We start from the raw sequence: 15,930 nt of genomic DNA, 5'->3' as shown, positions 1-15,930 counted from the left end.
CCGTCCGAGACCCCCTGCAGTCCCCGTGCACGACCCCTCGAAAGGAACCCCCGAGATGAACCGACGACTCCCCGTCCTGCGGATCGGTGCCGCGAGCGCCGTCGCCGCCCTGTGCCTCACCGCGGTCCCCCAGGCCGCGAGCGCCGCACCCCCCGCCACGCCGCCGGGCCTGGCCCAGCAGGACACCCTGCGCTGGAACACCCCGAAGGACTTCCGCATCGGCAGCGCGGTGGCCGGCGGCGGGCACCACACCTCGGCCGACTACCCCGAGCCCTTCCCCTCCGACCCCGAGTACCGCTCGGTGCTGGCCCGGGAGTTCAGCTCCCTGACCCCCGAGAACCAGATGAAGTGGGAGTTCATCCACCCCGAGGAGGGGGTGTACGACTTCGGCCCCGCCGACGACATCGTCGACTTCGCCGAGGCCAACGGGCAGGTCGTGCGCGGCCACACCCTGTTCTGGCACAGCCAGAACCCCGACTGGCTCGAGAACGGGGACCACACCCCGGAGGAGCTGCGCGCCGTCCTCAAGGAGCACATCTACACGGTGGTCGGCCACTACGAGGGCCGGATCCAGCAGTGGGAGGTCGCCAACGAGATCTTCGACGACAGCGGGAGGCTGCGCACGGAGGACAACATCTGGCTGCGCGAGCTGGGGCCGGGCATCATCGCCGACATCTTCCGCTGGGCCCACGACGCGGACCCGAACGCCCAGCTGTTCTTCAACGACTACAACGTGGAGGGCCTCAACGCGAAGTCCGACGCCTACTACGCCCTGATCCAGGACCTGCTCGCCCAGGGCGTGCCCGTCCACGGCTTCGGGATGCAGACCCACCTCGGCCTCCAGTACGGCTTCGACGGGCGGATGCAGCAGAACCTCCAGCGCTTCGACGACCTCGGCCTGGAGACGGCCGTCACCGAGATCGACGTGCGTGGGCCGGTCGGTGCGGACGGGCAGATGAGCCCGGAGCTGCGGCAGAAGCAGGCCGACTGGTACCGCATGGCCCTCGAGGCGTGCCTGGCCGTGGAGGACTGCAACTCCTTCACCGTGTGGGGCGTGCTCGACGAGCACTCCTGGGTGCCGAACACCTTCCCCGGCTACGGGGACGCCCTGACCATGGAGGGCGGCTACGAGCGCAAGCCCGCCTACGACGCCCTGCAGGAGACCCTGGTCCGGTCCCAGCCGGGCGGCGACGCGAAGTGGGAGCACCACCCCGCGTTCCGCTGACCGGACCGTCCCGACCGGACGGCCCTGACCGGGCCGCCCACGCACGACGGGCCCGCTCCTCCCGGGGAGCGGGCCCGTCGTGCGTGGGCGGGAGCCTCAGCGCCGGTCGAGCCACCGGGCCGGTGCGGTCAGGATCGGCTCGAGGGCCGTGGCGGCCGCGCCGCTGAGCGCCGGATGGGCGTCGGCCGCCGAGCGCTGGATCTCGATCGGGCCCACCTCCGCGGTCAGCGCGTGGGCCTCGACGACCTCCCGCAGCACGGGCTCCAGCTCCGCGGCGATCGGGGCGAAGTACCCGGAGAGCACCACGGTGGACAGGTCCAGCACGTTCATCGAGTTCGCGAGCACCACTCCGAGGGGCCGTCCGATCATCTCCATCACCGCCGTCCGGCTCCGCAGCCGCTCGGCCGTGGCCGCCACGAGGTCCTCGATCCTGACGTCCTCCGGCAGCCCGGTCCGCCCGCGCAGGGCGTGGTAGCTGGCGTAGGCCTCGAGGCAGCCGCGCCGCCCGCACCGGCACAGCTCCCCGCCGGGGCTGACCGTGACGTGGCCCAGCTCCCCGGCCCAGCCGTGCTCGCCGCCGTGGATCCGCCCCTCCAGGACCACGGCGCCGCCGATCCCGGTCTGCCCGTGCAGGAACAGGAAGGACTGGCCGGGCCGGCGCAGGACCTCGGTGCGCGCCGCGAGCATGCTGTCGTTGCCGGCCGTCAGCGCGGGCCCCCGGAAGGACGGCAGCCGCCGGAGCCGCTCGACCAGCGGGGCGTCCCGCCAGGCCAGGTTCGGCGCGGAGAGCACCGTGGCCCGGTCCGGACCCAGCCGGCCAGGGACCGAGACGCAGATGCCGGCCACGGGCACGTCGGGGCGGGAGGCCAGGGCGTCGTCAAGCAGCTCGGACAGCGCGGCGGCCACGTCGTCCACGGACGCCCCCGCGTACGCCCCGAACCGGGCGTCCTCGTGGAGCACCCGGCCCCCGAGGTCGGTGACGAGGCAGGCCAGGTGGTCCGCGGCGATCTCCAGCCCGACGCCCAGCACGCTGCCGCGGGCGATGCTCAGCGGGATCATCGGCCGGCCCGAGGCCCGCACGGCCGGCTGCCGCCCCTCCACCAGGAGGCCGGCGTCGAGCAGCTCCTGGACCAGCTTGGAGACGGTCGGCTTGGTGAGGCCCGTGCTCTTGGCCAGCGCGGCGCGCGAGACCGGCTCCCCCGCCCCGGCCACCGCGCGCAGGACGGTGGAGAGGTTGTGCTCCCGCAGGTGGCTCGACTGCACGGACGGTCTCCTTCGCTGCTGGCGGGACCGGCCGGGGGCGGGCGCGGTCGCGCGGCGGACGAGAAAAAGCGGCCGCCGGTCTGGTCCCACGGTACTCGACGATCTATAGTAAGTAACGGTAACTAACCAATCTGGGAAAGGACCCGCCATGTCCGTCACCTCACCGGCGAGCTCGCTCGCCGCCTCCGTCACCCCTTCGCCGGAGGACCGGTTCTCCTTCGGCCTGTGGACCGTCGGCTGGTCGGCCCGCGACCAGTTCGGCGCGGCCTCCCGGCCGGACCTGGACCCCCTGGAGTCCGTGCGCAGGCTCGCGGAGCTCGGCGCCTGGGGCTTCACCTTCCACGACAACGACCTCATTCCCTTCGACGCCTCCGAGGCCGAGCGCGAGCGGCTGGTCGGGCGGCTGAAGCAGACGATCGAGGAGACCGGCACGGTCTGCGAGATGGTCACCACCGACACCTTCGCCGAGCCGATCTTCAAGGACGGCGCCTTCACCTCCAACGACCGGCGGGTCCGCCGCTACGGCCTGCGCAAGGTGCTGCGCAACGTCGACCTCGCCGCCGAGCTCGGCGCCACCACCTTCGTGATGTGGGGCGGGCGCGAGGGCACCGAGTACGACTCCTCCAAGGACCTCTACGCCGCCCTGGACCGCTACGCGGAGGGCATCGACACCGTGGCCGGCTACATCAAGTCCCAGGGCTACGACATGCGCATCGGCCTCGAGCCCAAGCCCAACGAGCCCCGCGGCAACATCTTCCTGCCGACCATCGGGCACGCGCTGGCGTTCATCGACCGCCTGGACAACGGCGACGTGGTCGGCGTGAACCCGGAGACCGGCCACGAGCAGATGGCCACCCTGAACTACACCCACGGGCTCGCCGAGGCCCTGTGGTGCGACAAGCTGTTCCACATCGACCTCAACGGGCAGAACGGGCCGATGTACGACCAGGACCTGGTCTTCGGCCACGGCAACCTGATCAGCGCCTTCTTCACGGTCGACCTGCTGGAGAACGGCTTCCCGTCGAAGCCGGGCGCCTACCAGGGGGCCCGCCACTTCGACTACAAGCCCTCGCGCACCGAGCACCTCGACGGCGTGTGGGACTCGGCGGCCGCCAACATGCAGATGTACCTGCTGCTGAAGCAGCGCGCCGTCGCGTTCCGCCAGGACCCCGATGTCCAGGAGGCCATGGCGCAGTCCGGCGTCCTCGAGCTCGCGGAGCCGACACTGGCGGAGGGCGAGGACCTGACCACCTTCCTGGCCGACCGCAGCGCCTACGAGGACCTCGACCTCACCGGCCCCTCGGAGCGCAACTACGGCTTCGTGCGCCTGCACCAGCTCGCCGTCGAGCACCTCATGGGCGCTCGCGGCTGATCCGCCCGGGCGCGGCCCCTCCCCGTCCGGACGCCGCGCCCTCCCCGGGCCGGCCCGGCGCACGCCCCCCTGCGCCGGGCCGGCCCCCTCCGGCGGCACCGCCGCCCCGTTCCCGCCCCTGTCCCGTTCCGCTCCCGTCCCGAAGGTTCCGCATGGCACGCACCACCGTCCTGGGCATCGACTCCTCGACCCAGTCCACCAAGGCCCTCCTGGTCGACGCCGCCACCGGGGAGGTCCTCGGCCGGCGCCGGGCGCCCCACCCCGACGGCACCGAGGTCGACCCGCGCGCCTGGCTAGCCGCCCTCGACGACGCCGCCGGGCCGTTCCTCGACGAGGCCGCCGCCGTGGCCGTCGGTGGCCAGCAGCACGGCATGGTCGCCCTCGACGAGCACGACGCCGTGGTGCGCGACGCCCTGCTGTGGAACGACACCCGCTCGGCGCCCCAGGCCCGCGAGCTCGTCGAGGAGATGGGCGGCCCGGCCGCGTGCGCCGAGGAGCTCGGCAGCGTGCTCGTGGCCTCCATGACCTCCACCAAGCTGCGCTGGATGGCCGAGCACGAGCCGGAGCACGCCGCCCGCACCCACCGGGTGCTGCTGCCACACGACTACCTCTCCTGGCACCTGAACGCCGAGAAGACCTCCTTCTTCACCGACCGCGGCGACGCCTCGGGCACCGGCTACTTCTCCACCCGCACGGAGCAGTGGAGCCACGACCTCGCCCGCCGGGCCCTCGGCCGCGACGTGGCGCTGCCCGAGCTCGCCCCGCACCCCCGGGCCGTGCTGGGCCGCACGCCCGGCGGGGCGCAGCTCGCCGCCGGCACCGGCGACAACATGGCCGCCGCCCTCGGCGTCACGCTCGGACCCGGCGACGTCTCCCTCTCGGTCGGCACCTCCGGGGTCGCGGCGATGGTCTCCGAGACCCGCACCGCCGATCCGACCGGGCTGGTCACCGGCTTCGCCGACGCCACCGGCCGGTACCTGCCCATGGCCACGACGCTCAACGCCGCGCGGATCCTGGAGTTCGGGGCCCGGCTCCTCGGGGTCGACCACGCCGGGCTCTCCGCCCTGGCCCTGGCCGCACGCCCCGGGGCCGGCGGCACCACCCTGCTGCCCTACCTCGACGGCGAGCGCACCCCCAACCGCCCCGGGGCCCGGGCCACCCTGCACGGGATGTCCTCGGCCACCTCCCGCGAGGACGTCGCCCGGGCCTGCGTGGAGGGCCTGCTGTGCTCCCTGGCCGACGGCGTGGACGCCCTCGAGCGCGCCACCGGGGTCCCCGCGCGGCGGATCGTGCTGATCGGCGGCGGCGCGCAGTCCGAGGCCGTGCGCCGGCTGGCGCCCGCCGTGCTCGGCCGGCCCGTGCTCGTGCCCGCCCCGAGCGAGTACGTGGCCCTCGGCGCGGCACGGCAGGCCGCCTGGGCGCTCTCCGGCGCCGACGAGCCCCCGGCCTGGGCGCTGCCCGGGGTGCAGGAGTTCACCGCGGACCCGACGCCCCAGGTCCTGGAGTCCTACCGGGTGCTGCGCGACCGGACCGGAGCCTGGTCCTAGGAGCGTCCCGCACCGGCTCGGAAGACACGTCCGCAAAAATTGTTGAACAATCCATCGGGAAGGCGCATGCTGGAGGGACCGACGTGACAAGGAGCACACCATGTCCCCCTCCGACATCGACCTCAACGCGGACTGCGGCGAGTCCCTCCACGCCTGGGCCATGGACGGCGACGAGGCCGTCCTGCACGTGGTCAGCAGCGCCAACGTGGCCTGCGGCTTCCACGCGGGGGACCCCACGGTCGCCCGCCGCACCTGCACCGTGGCCGCCGAGCACGGGGTCACCGTGGGCGCCCAGGTCTCCTACGACGACCTCAAGGGCTTCGGCCGCCGCTTCATCGCCGTGCCCCGCGCGGAGCTGACCGACCAGCTGGTGTACCAGATCGGCGCCCTGCAGGCCCTGGCCCGCGCCTCCGGCACCGAGGTCCGCTACGTCAAGCCGCACGGGGCCCTCTACAACGCGATCGTCCACCACGAGGAGCACGCGGGCGCCGTGGTGGACGCCGTGCGCGACGTCGACACGGCCCTGCCCCTGCTGGTGCTGCCGGGCTCCGAGATCGAGCGCCGGGCGCGCGCGGCCGGGCTGCGCACCGTCCGCGAGGCCTTCGCCGACCGGGGCTACACCCCGCAGGCCACCCTGGTCCCGCGCTCCGAGCCCGGCGCCGTGCTGCACGACCCCGAGCAGATCGCCGCGCGCGTGGTCCGGATGGCCACCGAGCACGTGGTCGAGACGGTCGACGGCTCGGTCGTGGCGGTGGACGCGGAGAGCATCTGCGTGCACGGGGACACCCCGGGCGCCCTGGCCATCGCCGAGCGCGTGCGCCGCGCCCTCGAGGAGGCCGGCCTGCGCGTCGGCAGCTTCCTGTGAGCGCGCCCGCCGCGGAGCGCTCCGTCCGCCCGCTGGGACCGCAGGCCGCCGTCGTGGAGTGCGCGGACCTGCACGACGCCGTGGCCCTGCACGCCCGGCTCGCCGCCGCGGACCTCCCCGGCCTGGTGGACTGCGTCGCCGGGGCGCGGACCGTGGTCGTGCGCGCGAGCACCCCCGCCGCCCTGCGGGATGTCGTCCGCACCGCTCTGACGGCCCCGCGCGGGACCGCGGGGACGGGCGAGGCGCGGACCGTGACCATCGACGTCGTCTACGACGGCGAGGACCTGGAGGCGGTCGGGGAGCTCACCGGCCTGGGAGCGGCCGGGGTCGTGCGCGCCCACACCGGGCAGGAGTGGACCGCCGCCTTCGCGGGCTTCGCCCCCGGCTTCTTCTACTGCGCGGCCGAGGACGTGCCGGACGTCCCGCGCCGGGACACCCCGCGCACCGCGGTCCCGGCGGGGGCCGTGGCCCTGGCCGGCCGGTTCTCCGCGGTCTACCCCCGGCGCTCCCCGGGCGGCTGGCAGCTGATCGGCCGCACCGCGGCCCGGATGTTCGACCTGGACCGGGAGGACCCGGCCCTGCTCCGCCCCGGGGACCGCGTGCGGTACCGGCCCGTGCGCGAGCTCGTCGAGGTCGCCCCCCGCACGGCCGCGCCGGCGCCGGTCCGCGGCGCCCACCTGGTCGTGGACCGGCCCGGCCTGCAGACCCTCGTCCAGGACGGCGGCCGCGCCGGCTCGGCGGCGCTGGGGGTCTCCCCCTCCGGCGCCCTCGACGCCGCCGCCGCGGCCACCGCCAACCGGCTCGTCGGCAACCCCGCGGGGGCGGCCCTGCTGGAGAACCTGCTCGGCCGCCTCGAGCTCACCGCCTACGGGGACCACGTCCTGGCGGTCACCGGCGCCGCGGCGCCCCTCGCCGTCGAGGGCCCCGCCCCCTGGCGCCCCGCGCCCGGCACACCGTTCGCGCTGCGGGACGGCGAGCGCCTGGCCGTGGGCGCCACCGTCTCGGGCGCTCGCGCCTACGTGGCGGTGCGCGGCGGCGTGGCGGTCCCGCCCGTGCTGGGCAGCCGCTCCACCGACACCCTCGCCGGGCTGGGCCCGGACCCGCTGGGCCCCGGGGACGCCGTGCCCGTCGGCCCCGCCCCGGGCGCGGCCGTCCGGCCCCCCGAGCCGCTGCCCGAACCGGCCGGCGTGCCGGTGGTGCGGGTGGTGCCGGGCCCCCGCGACGACTGGTTCCCCGCCTCGGCGGTGGAGTCGTTCTTCGCCCAGGACTGGGCGCTCGCCACCTCGTCCGACCGGGTGGGCGCCCGGCTCGACGGGCGGCCGCTCGACCGCGCCCGCACCGACGAGCTGCCCAGCGAGGGCACCGTGCCGGGTTGCGTGCAGGTCCCGCCCTCGGGCCTGCCCGTCGTCCTGCTGCACGACGCGCCCACCACCGGCGGGTACCCCGTGATCGGGGTGGTGTACCCGCAGGACCTGGCCGTGCTGGCCCAGCTGCCCCCGGGCGCCCGGCTGCGCTTCCGCCGGATCCCGGCGCCGGAGCTCGTCCCGCCCGTTCCCGGGGGCGCCACCGGGCGCCCCGAGACCGACCGTCCCGCCACCGAGAACCCTCTGGAGTAGCACCGTGCGCAAGATCCTGATCGCCAACCGCGGGGAGATCGCCGTCCGCGTCGTCCACGCCTGCGCGGAGGCGGGGCTGACCTCGGTCGCCGTCTACGCGGACCCCGACGCCGACGCCCCGCACGTCCTGCTGGCCGACGAGGCATACGCGCTCGAGGGCGTCTCGGCCACCGAGACCTACCTGGACGCGCGGGCCGTGCTCGCCGTCGCCGAGCGGTGCGGGGCCGACGCCGTGCACCCCGGCTACGGGTTCCTCTCCGAGAACGCCGACTTCGCCCGGGCGGTGCTCCAGGCCGGTCTCACCTGGATCGGCCCCTCGCCCGAGACGATCGTGCTGCTGGGGGACAAGGTCGCCGCCCGGGAGATCGCCCGGCGGGCCGGCGCCCCGCTCGTGCCCGGCAGCGACGGGCCGGTCGAGTCCCCCGCGGACGCCCGGGCCTTCGCCGAGGAGCACGGGCTGCCCGTGATCGTGAAGGCCGCCCACGGCGGCGGGGGCCGCGGCATGCGGGTGGTCCGGGAGCTGGCGCAGGTCGAGGACGCCTTCGTCTCGGCCGCCCGTGAGGCGCAGAGCGCGTTCGGGCGCGGCGAGTGCTTCGTGGAGCGGTTCCTGGACCGGCCGCGGCACGTCGAGGCGCAGGTCATGGCCGACGCCCACGGCAACGTCGTCGTGCTGGGGACCCGGGACTGCTCCCTGCAGCGCCGCCACCAGAAGCTCGTCGAGGAGGCCCCCGCGCCGTTCCTCACGGACGAGCAGCGGGAGCGCATCGCCGCCGCCGCCGAGGGCATCTTCCGGGAGGCCGGCTACGTGGGGGTGGGCACCGCCGAGTTCCTCGTGGCCCAGGACGGGCTGATCTCGTTCCTGGAGGTCAACACGCGCCTGCAGGTGGAGCACCCGATCACCGAGGAAGTCTACGGCGTGGACCTCGTGCGCGCCCAGCTGGCCGTCGCCGCCGGGGACCCCCTGCCGGTGCTCGAGACCCCGCCGGCGCGCGGGCACGCCCTGGAGTTCCGGATCAACGCCGAGGACCCGGGCCGCGGCTTCCTGCCCTCCGGCGGGACGGTCGAGGCCGTGGACACCCCCACGGGCCCGGGGGTCCGCGTGGACTCGGGGGTGCACCGCGGCACCCGGGTGGCCACCACCTTCGACTCGCTGCTGCTCAAGCTCGTGGTCAGCGCCCCCACCCGCGAGCAGGCCCTCGTGCGGGCCCGCACCGCGCTGCGGGAGCTGCAGGTGCACGGGGTGGCCACCACGATCCCCTTCCACCGCGCAGTGCTGGACGCCCCCGCCTTCGCCGGCGGCGACGGTCTCGGGGTGTGGACCACGTGGATCGAGGAGGAGTTCGCCGACCGGCTCACCCCGGACACCGGCTACGCCCGCGCGGGCGAGCAGGGACGCACCCGTCTCACCGTGGACGTGGACGGGCGGCGGATGCGCATCGGGATCCCCGACGCCCTCGCCGCCGCCCTGAGCTCCGCCCCCGCGGGGGACGGCGCCCCCGGCCCGGCCCCCGAGGCCGACGACGGCGCCGTCACCGCACCGTTCGCGGGGACGCTCGTCTCGTGGCTGGTCGCCGAGGGGGACACCGTGGAGGCCGGCCAGGACCTCGCCGTGCTCGAGGCCATGAAGACGGAGTCCCGGCTGACCGCCCCCCGCGCCGGGACCGTCCGCGAGCTCTCGGCCGGCCCCGGGGACGCCGTGGCCGCCGACCAGGTGCTCGCCCGCCTCGACTGAGCGCCGTCATCCGCGGGCGGACCTGGTCGGCCGGCGCCCGGGTGGCCTAGGGTCGGGAGCACCCAGCACGGCACCCCGCGGGAACGGCGCGGGGACGACCCGGGGCCGGCCCCGGGGCTGGGCGACCGGCCGCCCACGACTCGAAGGAGAGACGTCCCATGACCGAGACCCCCGCCGCAGGACAGAGCACGGATGTCGTCGACATCCTCACCGCCGACCACCGGGACATGCTCGAGCTGGTCGGGCAGATCAAGGACACGCCCGAGCCCGACCGGCGCCGGGAGCTGGCCGACACCGTGATCGCCGAGGTGATGCGCCACGCCGTCGCCGAGGAGATGTACGTCTACCCCGCCGTGGAGAAGCACGTGCCCAACGGCGCCGAGGAGGTGGAGCACGACAAGCGCGAGCACGACGAGATCGTGCAGGTGATGAAGAAGCTGGAGGACGCCGACGCCTCCGGGCCGGCGTTCCTGGATCTGGTCGGGGAGCTGGAGGCCCAGCTGCGCCACCACATCGACGACGAGGAGTCCGACCAGTTCCCCAAGCTGCGGGCCGGCATCCCCGCCGGCACGCTCGTGGAGCTCGGCGAGAAGGTGCAGACCGCGAAGAAGCTCGCACCGACCCGGCCGCACCCGCACGCACCGCACTCGGAGCTGTTCCACAAGACGATCGGACCGGGCGTGGGGATGGTCGACCGGCTCCGGGACAAGCTCTCGGGGCGGCACACGGGCTGATCCGGCGGGCGGGCACCGGTGCGGTGCCCGCCCGCACTCCCTGTCCCGGACAAATCCGGGTTCCTACACTGGGGGAGGACATGTCCGCCGAGCAGACGGGAACCGGCCATGGCGGTGCGGCGCACGAGGGTCGCCACGTGCGACCCGGGGCAGGCCGAGTCCGCGCTCCGCGAGTTCTCCCCCGACCTGTCCCTGCGCGGCCCCGCGGACCGGTCCGTCGAGCTGCGCCTCGACGCCGTGACGGCGCCCCTGATCACCTGCGGCCGCTCGGTGGTCACCGCGGCCGCGGTCTCCACCGTCGAATTCACCGTCGACACGACCGGGCAGCTGGCGGTCGGCTCCGCCCCGGGGGAGACCGCATGAGCCCGGTGTTCCACCGCGAGGCCACGGCGACCGAGCCGGATGCCGTGACCGCCCTCTTCCACGAGATCGGGGTGCGGTTCTCCTTCGACCCGACCGTCCCGGGCTTCTCGTACCGTCAGCGCCAGGACGGCGACGGGCAGCTCACCGTCGTCGGGCTGGACCTGGGCGGGCCGTTCTCCTCCTGGGGCGACACGGACGTCTTCGGGGTCGCCGACGTGCGCGCGGCGTCCCGCTACGACTGGCGCACGAGCCACGAGAGCGGCAGCGGACTGGGCCGGCCGGTGCTCTTCCGTCCCGGCCACCCCGCGCTGATCGTGGGCGGCGCGCTGGAGGTCACCAACGTCAACCTCGCCCCCGCGCTGCTGCAGTCGGTCGCGGAGACGGTCTACGGCACGGAGGGCCTGTCCGTGGCGTTCGCCTCCGCCGCGCCGGTGAGCCCTCGGCTGGGCCGGTACTGGACGGGCCTGGCCGGGCTCGCGCGGGACACCGTGGCCTCGGAGGCCTTCGCCGCGGAGCTGGTGCGGGCGGACCTGACCCGGCACCTGGCCGTGGCGATGCTCGAGTGCTTCCCGCTGCTGGGCGACCCGGTGGAGCGGACCCTGTCGACGACCGCCCAGGCCCGCCGGTACCGCATCGCGGTGCAGTTCCTCGACGACCACGCCTCGCTGCCGGTCAGCATCGACGACGCCGCCCGCGCCGCGGACACGACCACCCGCGCCCTGGTGCGGGCCTTCCGCGCGAACCACCCGCTGGGCCTGACGCCCACGCAGTACCTGCGGCGCACCCGGCTGGCGGCCGCCCACACCGACCTGCTCCGCGCCGACCCGACCACCGGCGCCACCGTGCGGGAGATCGCCCTCCGCTGGGGCTTCGCCCACCCCGGCCGCTTCGCCGCGGCCTACCGCGCCGTCTACGGCGTTCCGCCGCGGCGCACGCTCGACAGCTGACGCCGGCAGGGACACGGTCCCGCCCCGCACCCACGGGGCGGCGGCCGCCGCCGGGGATGTCAGGATGGTGTCCTGATGAACACCGTGGAGAACGAGTTCCTGCTGACCGCCGTCGGCCTGGCCGGGCCCGCCCCGCAGGGCGGGGCGACCTCCTGGGCCGCCGGCGTCCTGCGCCAGGGCATCATGGCCGGCCGGCTCCCGCCGGGCACCCGGCTCTCCGAGGCCCGGGTCAGCGAGGTGCTCGGGATCTCCCGCAACACCCTGCGCGAGGTGTTCACGGTGCTGGGCAACGAGAACCTGCTGCAGCGGATCCCCAACCGCGGCGTCTCGGTGGCCCGGCCCGGCGCGGACGACGTGCGCGAGATCTACCGGGTGCGGCTCGCGCTGGAGACCTCGGCGCTGCGCTGGACGGCCCCCGGGCCGCAGCCCGGCCTGCACGCCGCCGTCACGGCGGGCCACGCCGCGCACCGGCGGGGAGACGTCGGCGGCATGGCCGACGCGAACCAGCGCTTCCACCGCACCGTGGTGGAACTGGCCGGCTCGGTGCGGCAGAACGAGCTGATGTCCCGGATCCTGGCGGAGATGCGGCTCGTCTTCTTCTCCATGCGCCAGGACCCGTCCTTCCACGCCCCCTACATCGAGCGCAACGCCCGGATCCTGGAGCTCTTCGAGCAGGGCTCCCGGGAGGAGGCCTCCGTGCAGATGCACCGGTACCTGGAGGACTCCCGGCAGCAGCTGCTCACCGTCCTGGAGGGCCCCGGGGCGCCCTGACCGGCCCCTCAGGGCACCTGGTAGCGCCAGTTGGGCACGTCGGTGACCAGCATGTGGCCGGGAGCGTGCCCGATCGCGACCGGCACCCCGGACTCGAGCACCGCCGCCTGCGGCGTCACCCCGCAGGCCCAGAACACCGGCAGGTGACCCGCCGGGATCTGCACGGCGTCCCCGTAGTCGGGGGCCGAGAGGTCGCGGATCCCCAGCTCCCCCGGGGCGCCCACGTGCACGGGCGCCCCGTGCACGGCGGGGTAGCGGGAGGTGATGCGCACGGCGTCGGCCACCCGGTCCGCCGGGATCGGCCGCATGGAGACCACCAGCGGGCCGGAGAGCCGGCCGGCGGGCTCGCACGGGAGGTTCGTGCGGTACATCGGGACGTTGACGCCCTGGTCGATGTGGGCCATAGGGATCCCCGCCTCCTGCAGGGCGGCCTCGAAGGTGAAGCTGCAGCCGAGGGCGAAGGTCACGAGGTCGTCCTGCCACACGTCGAGGACGTCCTCCCGCGTGCCCGCCGCCTCGCCCTCCCGGTAGAGGCTGTAGAGCGGGAGGTCGGTGCGGACGTCCCCGTCCCCGAGCACGGGGCCGGTGACCTCACCGGCGTCGAGCACCGCGAGGACCGGGCAGGGCTTGGGGTTGCGCTGGGCGAAGAGCAGGAGCTCGAAGGCCCAGTCCCGGGGCACGACCACGAGGTTCGCCTGGGCGAAGCCGTCGCACCACCCGGCTGTCGGGGTGACCAGTCCGCCGCGGAACAGCTCGCGGGCACGCACGGGGAGCAGGGCGGAGCGCTGCGCGGGCCCGGCCGGGGCGCTCATGACCACAGCGCGGCGATGCCGCTGAGGGACTGGTATCCCAGGTAGATGGTGAGCAGCCAGATCACGGTGCCCAGCAGCGCCAGCCACTTCGGGTACGCGTAGCCGCCCAGCAGGTCCTGCCGGCGCCAGGCCACCCACAGCAGCACGGCGAAGCCCAGCGGGAGGATCAGCCCGTTGACCGCGCCGGCCACGATGAGCAGCGTGGACGGGGCCTGGCCCAGCAGCGCGAACACCGTGGCGGAGACGACGATGAACGCGATCGTCAGGAGGTTGCGGGTGCGCGGCCTCGTGCGGGTGGTCGTGAGGAAGGACACCGAGGTGTAGGCGGCGCCGATGACCGAGGAGATGGAGGCGGCCCACAGGATGATGCCGAACAGGCGCAGCCCCACCTCACCGGCCGCCGACTGGAAGGCCTGGGCGGCCAGGTTCTCCCCCGTGAGCTGCGCGCCGCCGGCGACCACGCCCAGGATCGCCAGGAACAGCAGGAAGCGCATCACGCCGGTGAGCACGATGCTCACCACGGAGCTGCGGGAGATCTGCTTGACGCTGTCCACGCCGGTGATCCCGGCGTCCACGATCCGGTGGGCGCCCGCGTAGGTGATGTAGCCGCCTACCGTGCCGCCGATCAGGGTGGTGATGACCAGGAAGCTCACGTCCTCGGGCAGCACCACGTTGCGCAGGGCCTCCCCCACCGGGGGCCGGGAGACGAGCGCGACGTAGCCGGTCACGAGGATCATCACCACGCCGAGGACCACCACGATGCGGTCCAGGGCCACGCCGGCGCGCTTGCTGACGAACACGCCCACCGCGAACACGGCCGTGATGATGCCGCCCCAGGTGGCGTCCAGGCCGAGCATCGCGTTGAGGCCGAGGCCGCCGCCGGCGGTGTTGCCGATGTTGAACACGAGGCCTCCGGTCGCCACCAGCGCGGCGATGAGCCAGCCCAGGCCGGGGAGCACGCGGTTGCCCAGTTCGTGGGCCTTGAGCCCGGAGACGCCGATGATCCGCCACACGTTCAGCTGCACGGCGATGTCGACGACGATGGAGATGACGATGGCGAACGCGAAGGCGGCGCCGAGCTGGACGGTGAAGTTGGCGGTCTGCGTGATGAAGCCGGGCCCGATGGCGCTCGTGGCCATCAGGAACAGGGCGCCCAGCAGTGCGGAGCGGTTCACGGCCCGCATGGCCGCGGGGCCGGTGACGGGCCCGCGGCCCTCGGGCGCGGACGGGGCGGGGGCGGAGCTGGACATGCGTCCTCCTCGGGACGGGTGCGACCTGCGCCCGGACGCGGCGCCGACCACCCGGGATGTGGCCGCGGTCACTGTCCCGCCAGTGTAATGATTGTTGAACAATCTTGCCAGGGGTGGTCACGGGCCGACATCTGGACAGCCTGGCGCCCGGAGGACAGGGTGGCCCTCAGGGGCGCCGCCCCGGGACGTCGGAAGGACCGCATGGAGCGCACCGGGAAGAACACCGGACAAGGCACCGGACAAGGCACCGGACAAGGCACCGGACAAGGCACCGGGAAAGGCACCGGGCAGAGCACGGGGACGGGCAGCGGGATCCGCCGTCGGACGGGCCCCGGGACAGGCCGGGCGACCGCTCCGGCCTGCGGCGCGGGCCGTGGCGCGGGCCGCGACCCGGCCGCAGTGCGGCGCGGACGCCGCCGGTGACCGGCCCGGACGGCGGCCCCGGCGGGACCGTGGAGGTCCTGCTCCCGCCGCCCACGTCCGCGCGGTTCCTCCGCGACTTCCTGGCGTCCCAGGCCGTACCGGGCTGCGACGACCTCGCCGGAGGCGCCCACCGGCGGCCCGTCGTCGTGGACGGGGTGGCGCGCACCGTCACCGTGGGCTGGGACCGGCTCACGCCCGCCGGTCTGCCGGTGCGGGTGGGCCCCGGGGCGGAGGACGCCCTGGAACCGGTGCTGCGCCGGGTGCGCCGCTGGCTGGGCGACGGGACGGAGTCCCCCGCCGCGGACCGCGCCCTGGCGTCCGACTCCGCGCTGGCGCCCGCCGTGCGCGCCTGGCCGCTGATCCGGCTGCCCGGTTCCCCGGACGGCTTCGAGACCGCGGTCCTGACCGTGCTCGGGCAGCAGGTCTCCCTCGCCGCGGCGCGCACCTTCGCCGGACGCCTGCTCCGCCACTACGGCTCCCCCGCGGCGGACGGCCTCACCGCCTTCCCGTCGGCCCGGCGGATCGCCGCCGCGGACCCGTCCCGGCTGCGGCAGGACCTGGGGGTCACGACCCGCCGGGCGGCGACGATCCACGCGCTCGCCGCGGCGGTCTGCGACGGCCTCGACCTGGAGCCCCCGGCCGCGGCGGGCGGAGCCGGCGCCGCGCGGGACGCCGCCCGGTGGCACCGGCACCTGCTCGCCCTGCCCGGCATCGGCCCGTGGACGGCGGGATCGGTCGCCCTGCGGGTCCTGGGCGAGCCCGACGTCTTCCTCCCGCAGGACCTCGTCCTGCGCCGCGCCCTCGGGGTGGCCGGGACCGCCGCCGCGGCGGAGAGGTCCGCCGGGTGGAGCCCCTGGCGCAGCTACGCCGTGATGCTGCTGTGGGCCCGCGCGGCGTTCCCGGACTCGGCCGCTCCGCCGCTCCCCGCCGTCGGGCCCGGATGAGTCCGGCGGCGCGGCGGCCCCGCAGGACGCACCACGGGCAGGGCCCCGGCCGCGAAGTGCGGCCGG

14 protein-coding genes are annotated in these 15,930 nt (G+C 75.2%); 11 read left to right on the top strand and 3 right to left on the bottom strand.

The window, feature by feature from the left end; translation table 11 throughout:
• Window positions 1-55: 55 nt before the first annotated feature.
• Window positions 56-1,225: an endo-1,4-beta-xylanase gene (locus PU704_RS16095; protein WP_277552006.1), complete on the top strand. Its 1,170-nt coding sequence runs from the start codon at window positions 56-58 to the stop codon at window positions 1,223-1,225.
• Between the two features lie 96 nt (window positions 1,226-1,321).
• On the opposite strand, the gene PU704_RS16090 is transcribed toward PU704_RS16095, so the two are convergent.
• Complete coding sequence (locus PU704_RS16090) at window positions 1,322-2,488, bottom strand: ROK family transcriptional regulator (RefSeq protein ID WP_047803122.1); 1,167 nt, start codon at window positions 2,486-2,488, stop codon at window positions 1,322-1,324.
• A 148-nt stretch (window positions 2,489-2,636) separates the two neighbouring features.
• Between PU704_RS16090 and xylA the strand changes: the two genes are divergently transcribed.
• From xylA to PU704_RS16045, 9 genes are all read left to right on the top strand, one after another.
• On the top strand, window positions 2,637-3,860 hold the full coding sequence (gene xylA, locus PU704_RS16085; RefSeq protein ID WP_277552005.1) for a xylose isomerase: 1,224 nt from the start codon (window positions 2,637-2,639) through the stop codon (window positions 3,858-3,860).
• Window positions 3,861-4,012: 152 nt separating this feature from the next.
• Window positions 4,013-5,407, top strand: a complete 1,395-nt coding sequence (gene xylB / locus PU704_RS16080; protein WP_277552004.1) for a xylulokinase — start codon at window positions 4,013-4,015, stop codon at window positions 5,405-5,407.
• A 100-nt stretch (window positions 5,408-5,507) separates the two neighbouring features.
• Complete coding sequence (locus tag PU704_RS16075; protein ID WP_047803125.1) at window positions 5,508-6,272, top strand: LamB/YcsF family protein; 765 nt, start codon at window positions 5,508-5,510, stop codon at window positions 6,270-6,272.
• Entirely contained in the window at window positions 6,269-7,888 is a 1,620-nt protein-coding gene (locus tag PU704_RS16070; RefSeq protein ID WP_277552003.1) for a 5-oxoprolinase subunit B/C family protein, read from the top strand. The genes PU704_RS16075 and PU704_RS16070 overlap by 4 nt, the downstream gene beginning before the upstream one ends.
• A gap of 4 nt (window positions 7,889-7,892) precedes the next feature.
• Window positions 7,893-9,620: an acetyl/propionyl/methylcrotonyl-CoA carboxylase subunit alpha gene (locus PU704_RS16065; RefSeq protein ID WP_075871642.1), complete on the top strand. Its 1,728-nt coding sequence runs from the start codon at window positions 7,893-7,895 to the stop codon at window positions 9,618-9,620.
• Window positions 9,621-9,778: 158 nt separating this feature from the next.
• A complete protein-coding gene (locus PU704_RS16060) occupies window positions 9,779-10,354 on the top strand; it encodes a hemerythrin domain-containing protein (RefSeq protein ID WP_075871643.1) in 576 nt (191 codons plus the stop codon).
• A 108-nt stretch (window positions 10,355-10,462) separates the two neighbouring features.
• Complete coding sequence (locus PU704_RS16055) at window positions 10,463-10,717, top strand: hypothetical protein (RefSeq protein WP_277552002.1); 255 nt, start codon at window positions 10,463-10,465, stop codon at window positions 10,715-10,717.
• Window positions 10,714-11,664: a helix-turn-helix transcriptional regulator gene (locus PU704_RS16050; RefSeq protein WP_053004851.1), complete on the top strand. Its 951-nt coding sequence runs from the start codon at window positions 10,714-10,716 to the stop codon at window positions 11,662-11,664. The genes PU704_RS16055 and PU704_RS16050 overlap by 4 nt, the downstream gene beginning before the upstream one ends.
• 75 nt (window positions 11,665-11,739) lie before the next feature.
• Window positions 11,740-12,435: a GntR family transcriptional regulator gene (locus tag PU704_RS16045; protein WP_277552001.1), complete on the top strand. Its 696-nt coding sequence runs from the start codon at window positions 11,740-11,742 to the stop codon at window positions 12,433-12,435.
• An 8-nt stretch (window positions 12,436-12,443) separates the two neighbouring features.
• Here PU704_RS16045 and PU704_RS16040 read toward each other — a convergent pair whose 3' ends face one another.
• A complete protein-coding gene (locus PU704_RS16040; RefSeq protein WP_047803129.1) occupies window positions 12,444-13,247 on the bottom strand; it encodes a putative hydro-lyase in 804 nt (267 codons plus the stop codon).
• Window positions 13,244-14,497, bottom strand: coding sequence for an NRAMP family divalent metal transporter (locus tag PU704_RS16035; protein ID WP_371212469.1), 1,254 nt, complete (start codon window positions 14,495-14,497; stop codon window positions 13,244-13,246). The genes PU704_RS16040 and PU704_RS16035 overlap by 4 nt, the downstream gene beginning before the upstream one ends.
• A gap of 419 nt (window positions 14,498-14,916) precedes the next feature.
• Between PU704_RS16035 and PU704_RS16030 the strand changes: the two genes are divergently transcribed.
• Window positions 14,917-15,864: a DNA-3-methyladenine glycosylase family protein gene (locus PU704_RS16030; RefSeq protein ID WP_277552000.1), complete on the top strand. Its 948-nt coding sequence runs from the start codon at window positions 14,917-14,919 to the stop codon at window positions 15,862-15,864.
• Window positions 15,865-15,930 lie beyond the last annotated feature (66 nt).

The organism is Kocuria oceani (genome assembly GCF_029524215.1).
In the GTDB taxonomy this organism is placed as follows: Bacteria; Actinomycetota; Actinomycetes; order Actinomycetales; family Micrococcaceae; genus Kocuria; species Kocuria oceani.
This window is presented reverse-complemented; position numbering and strand designations above follow the sequence as displayed.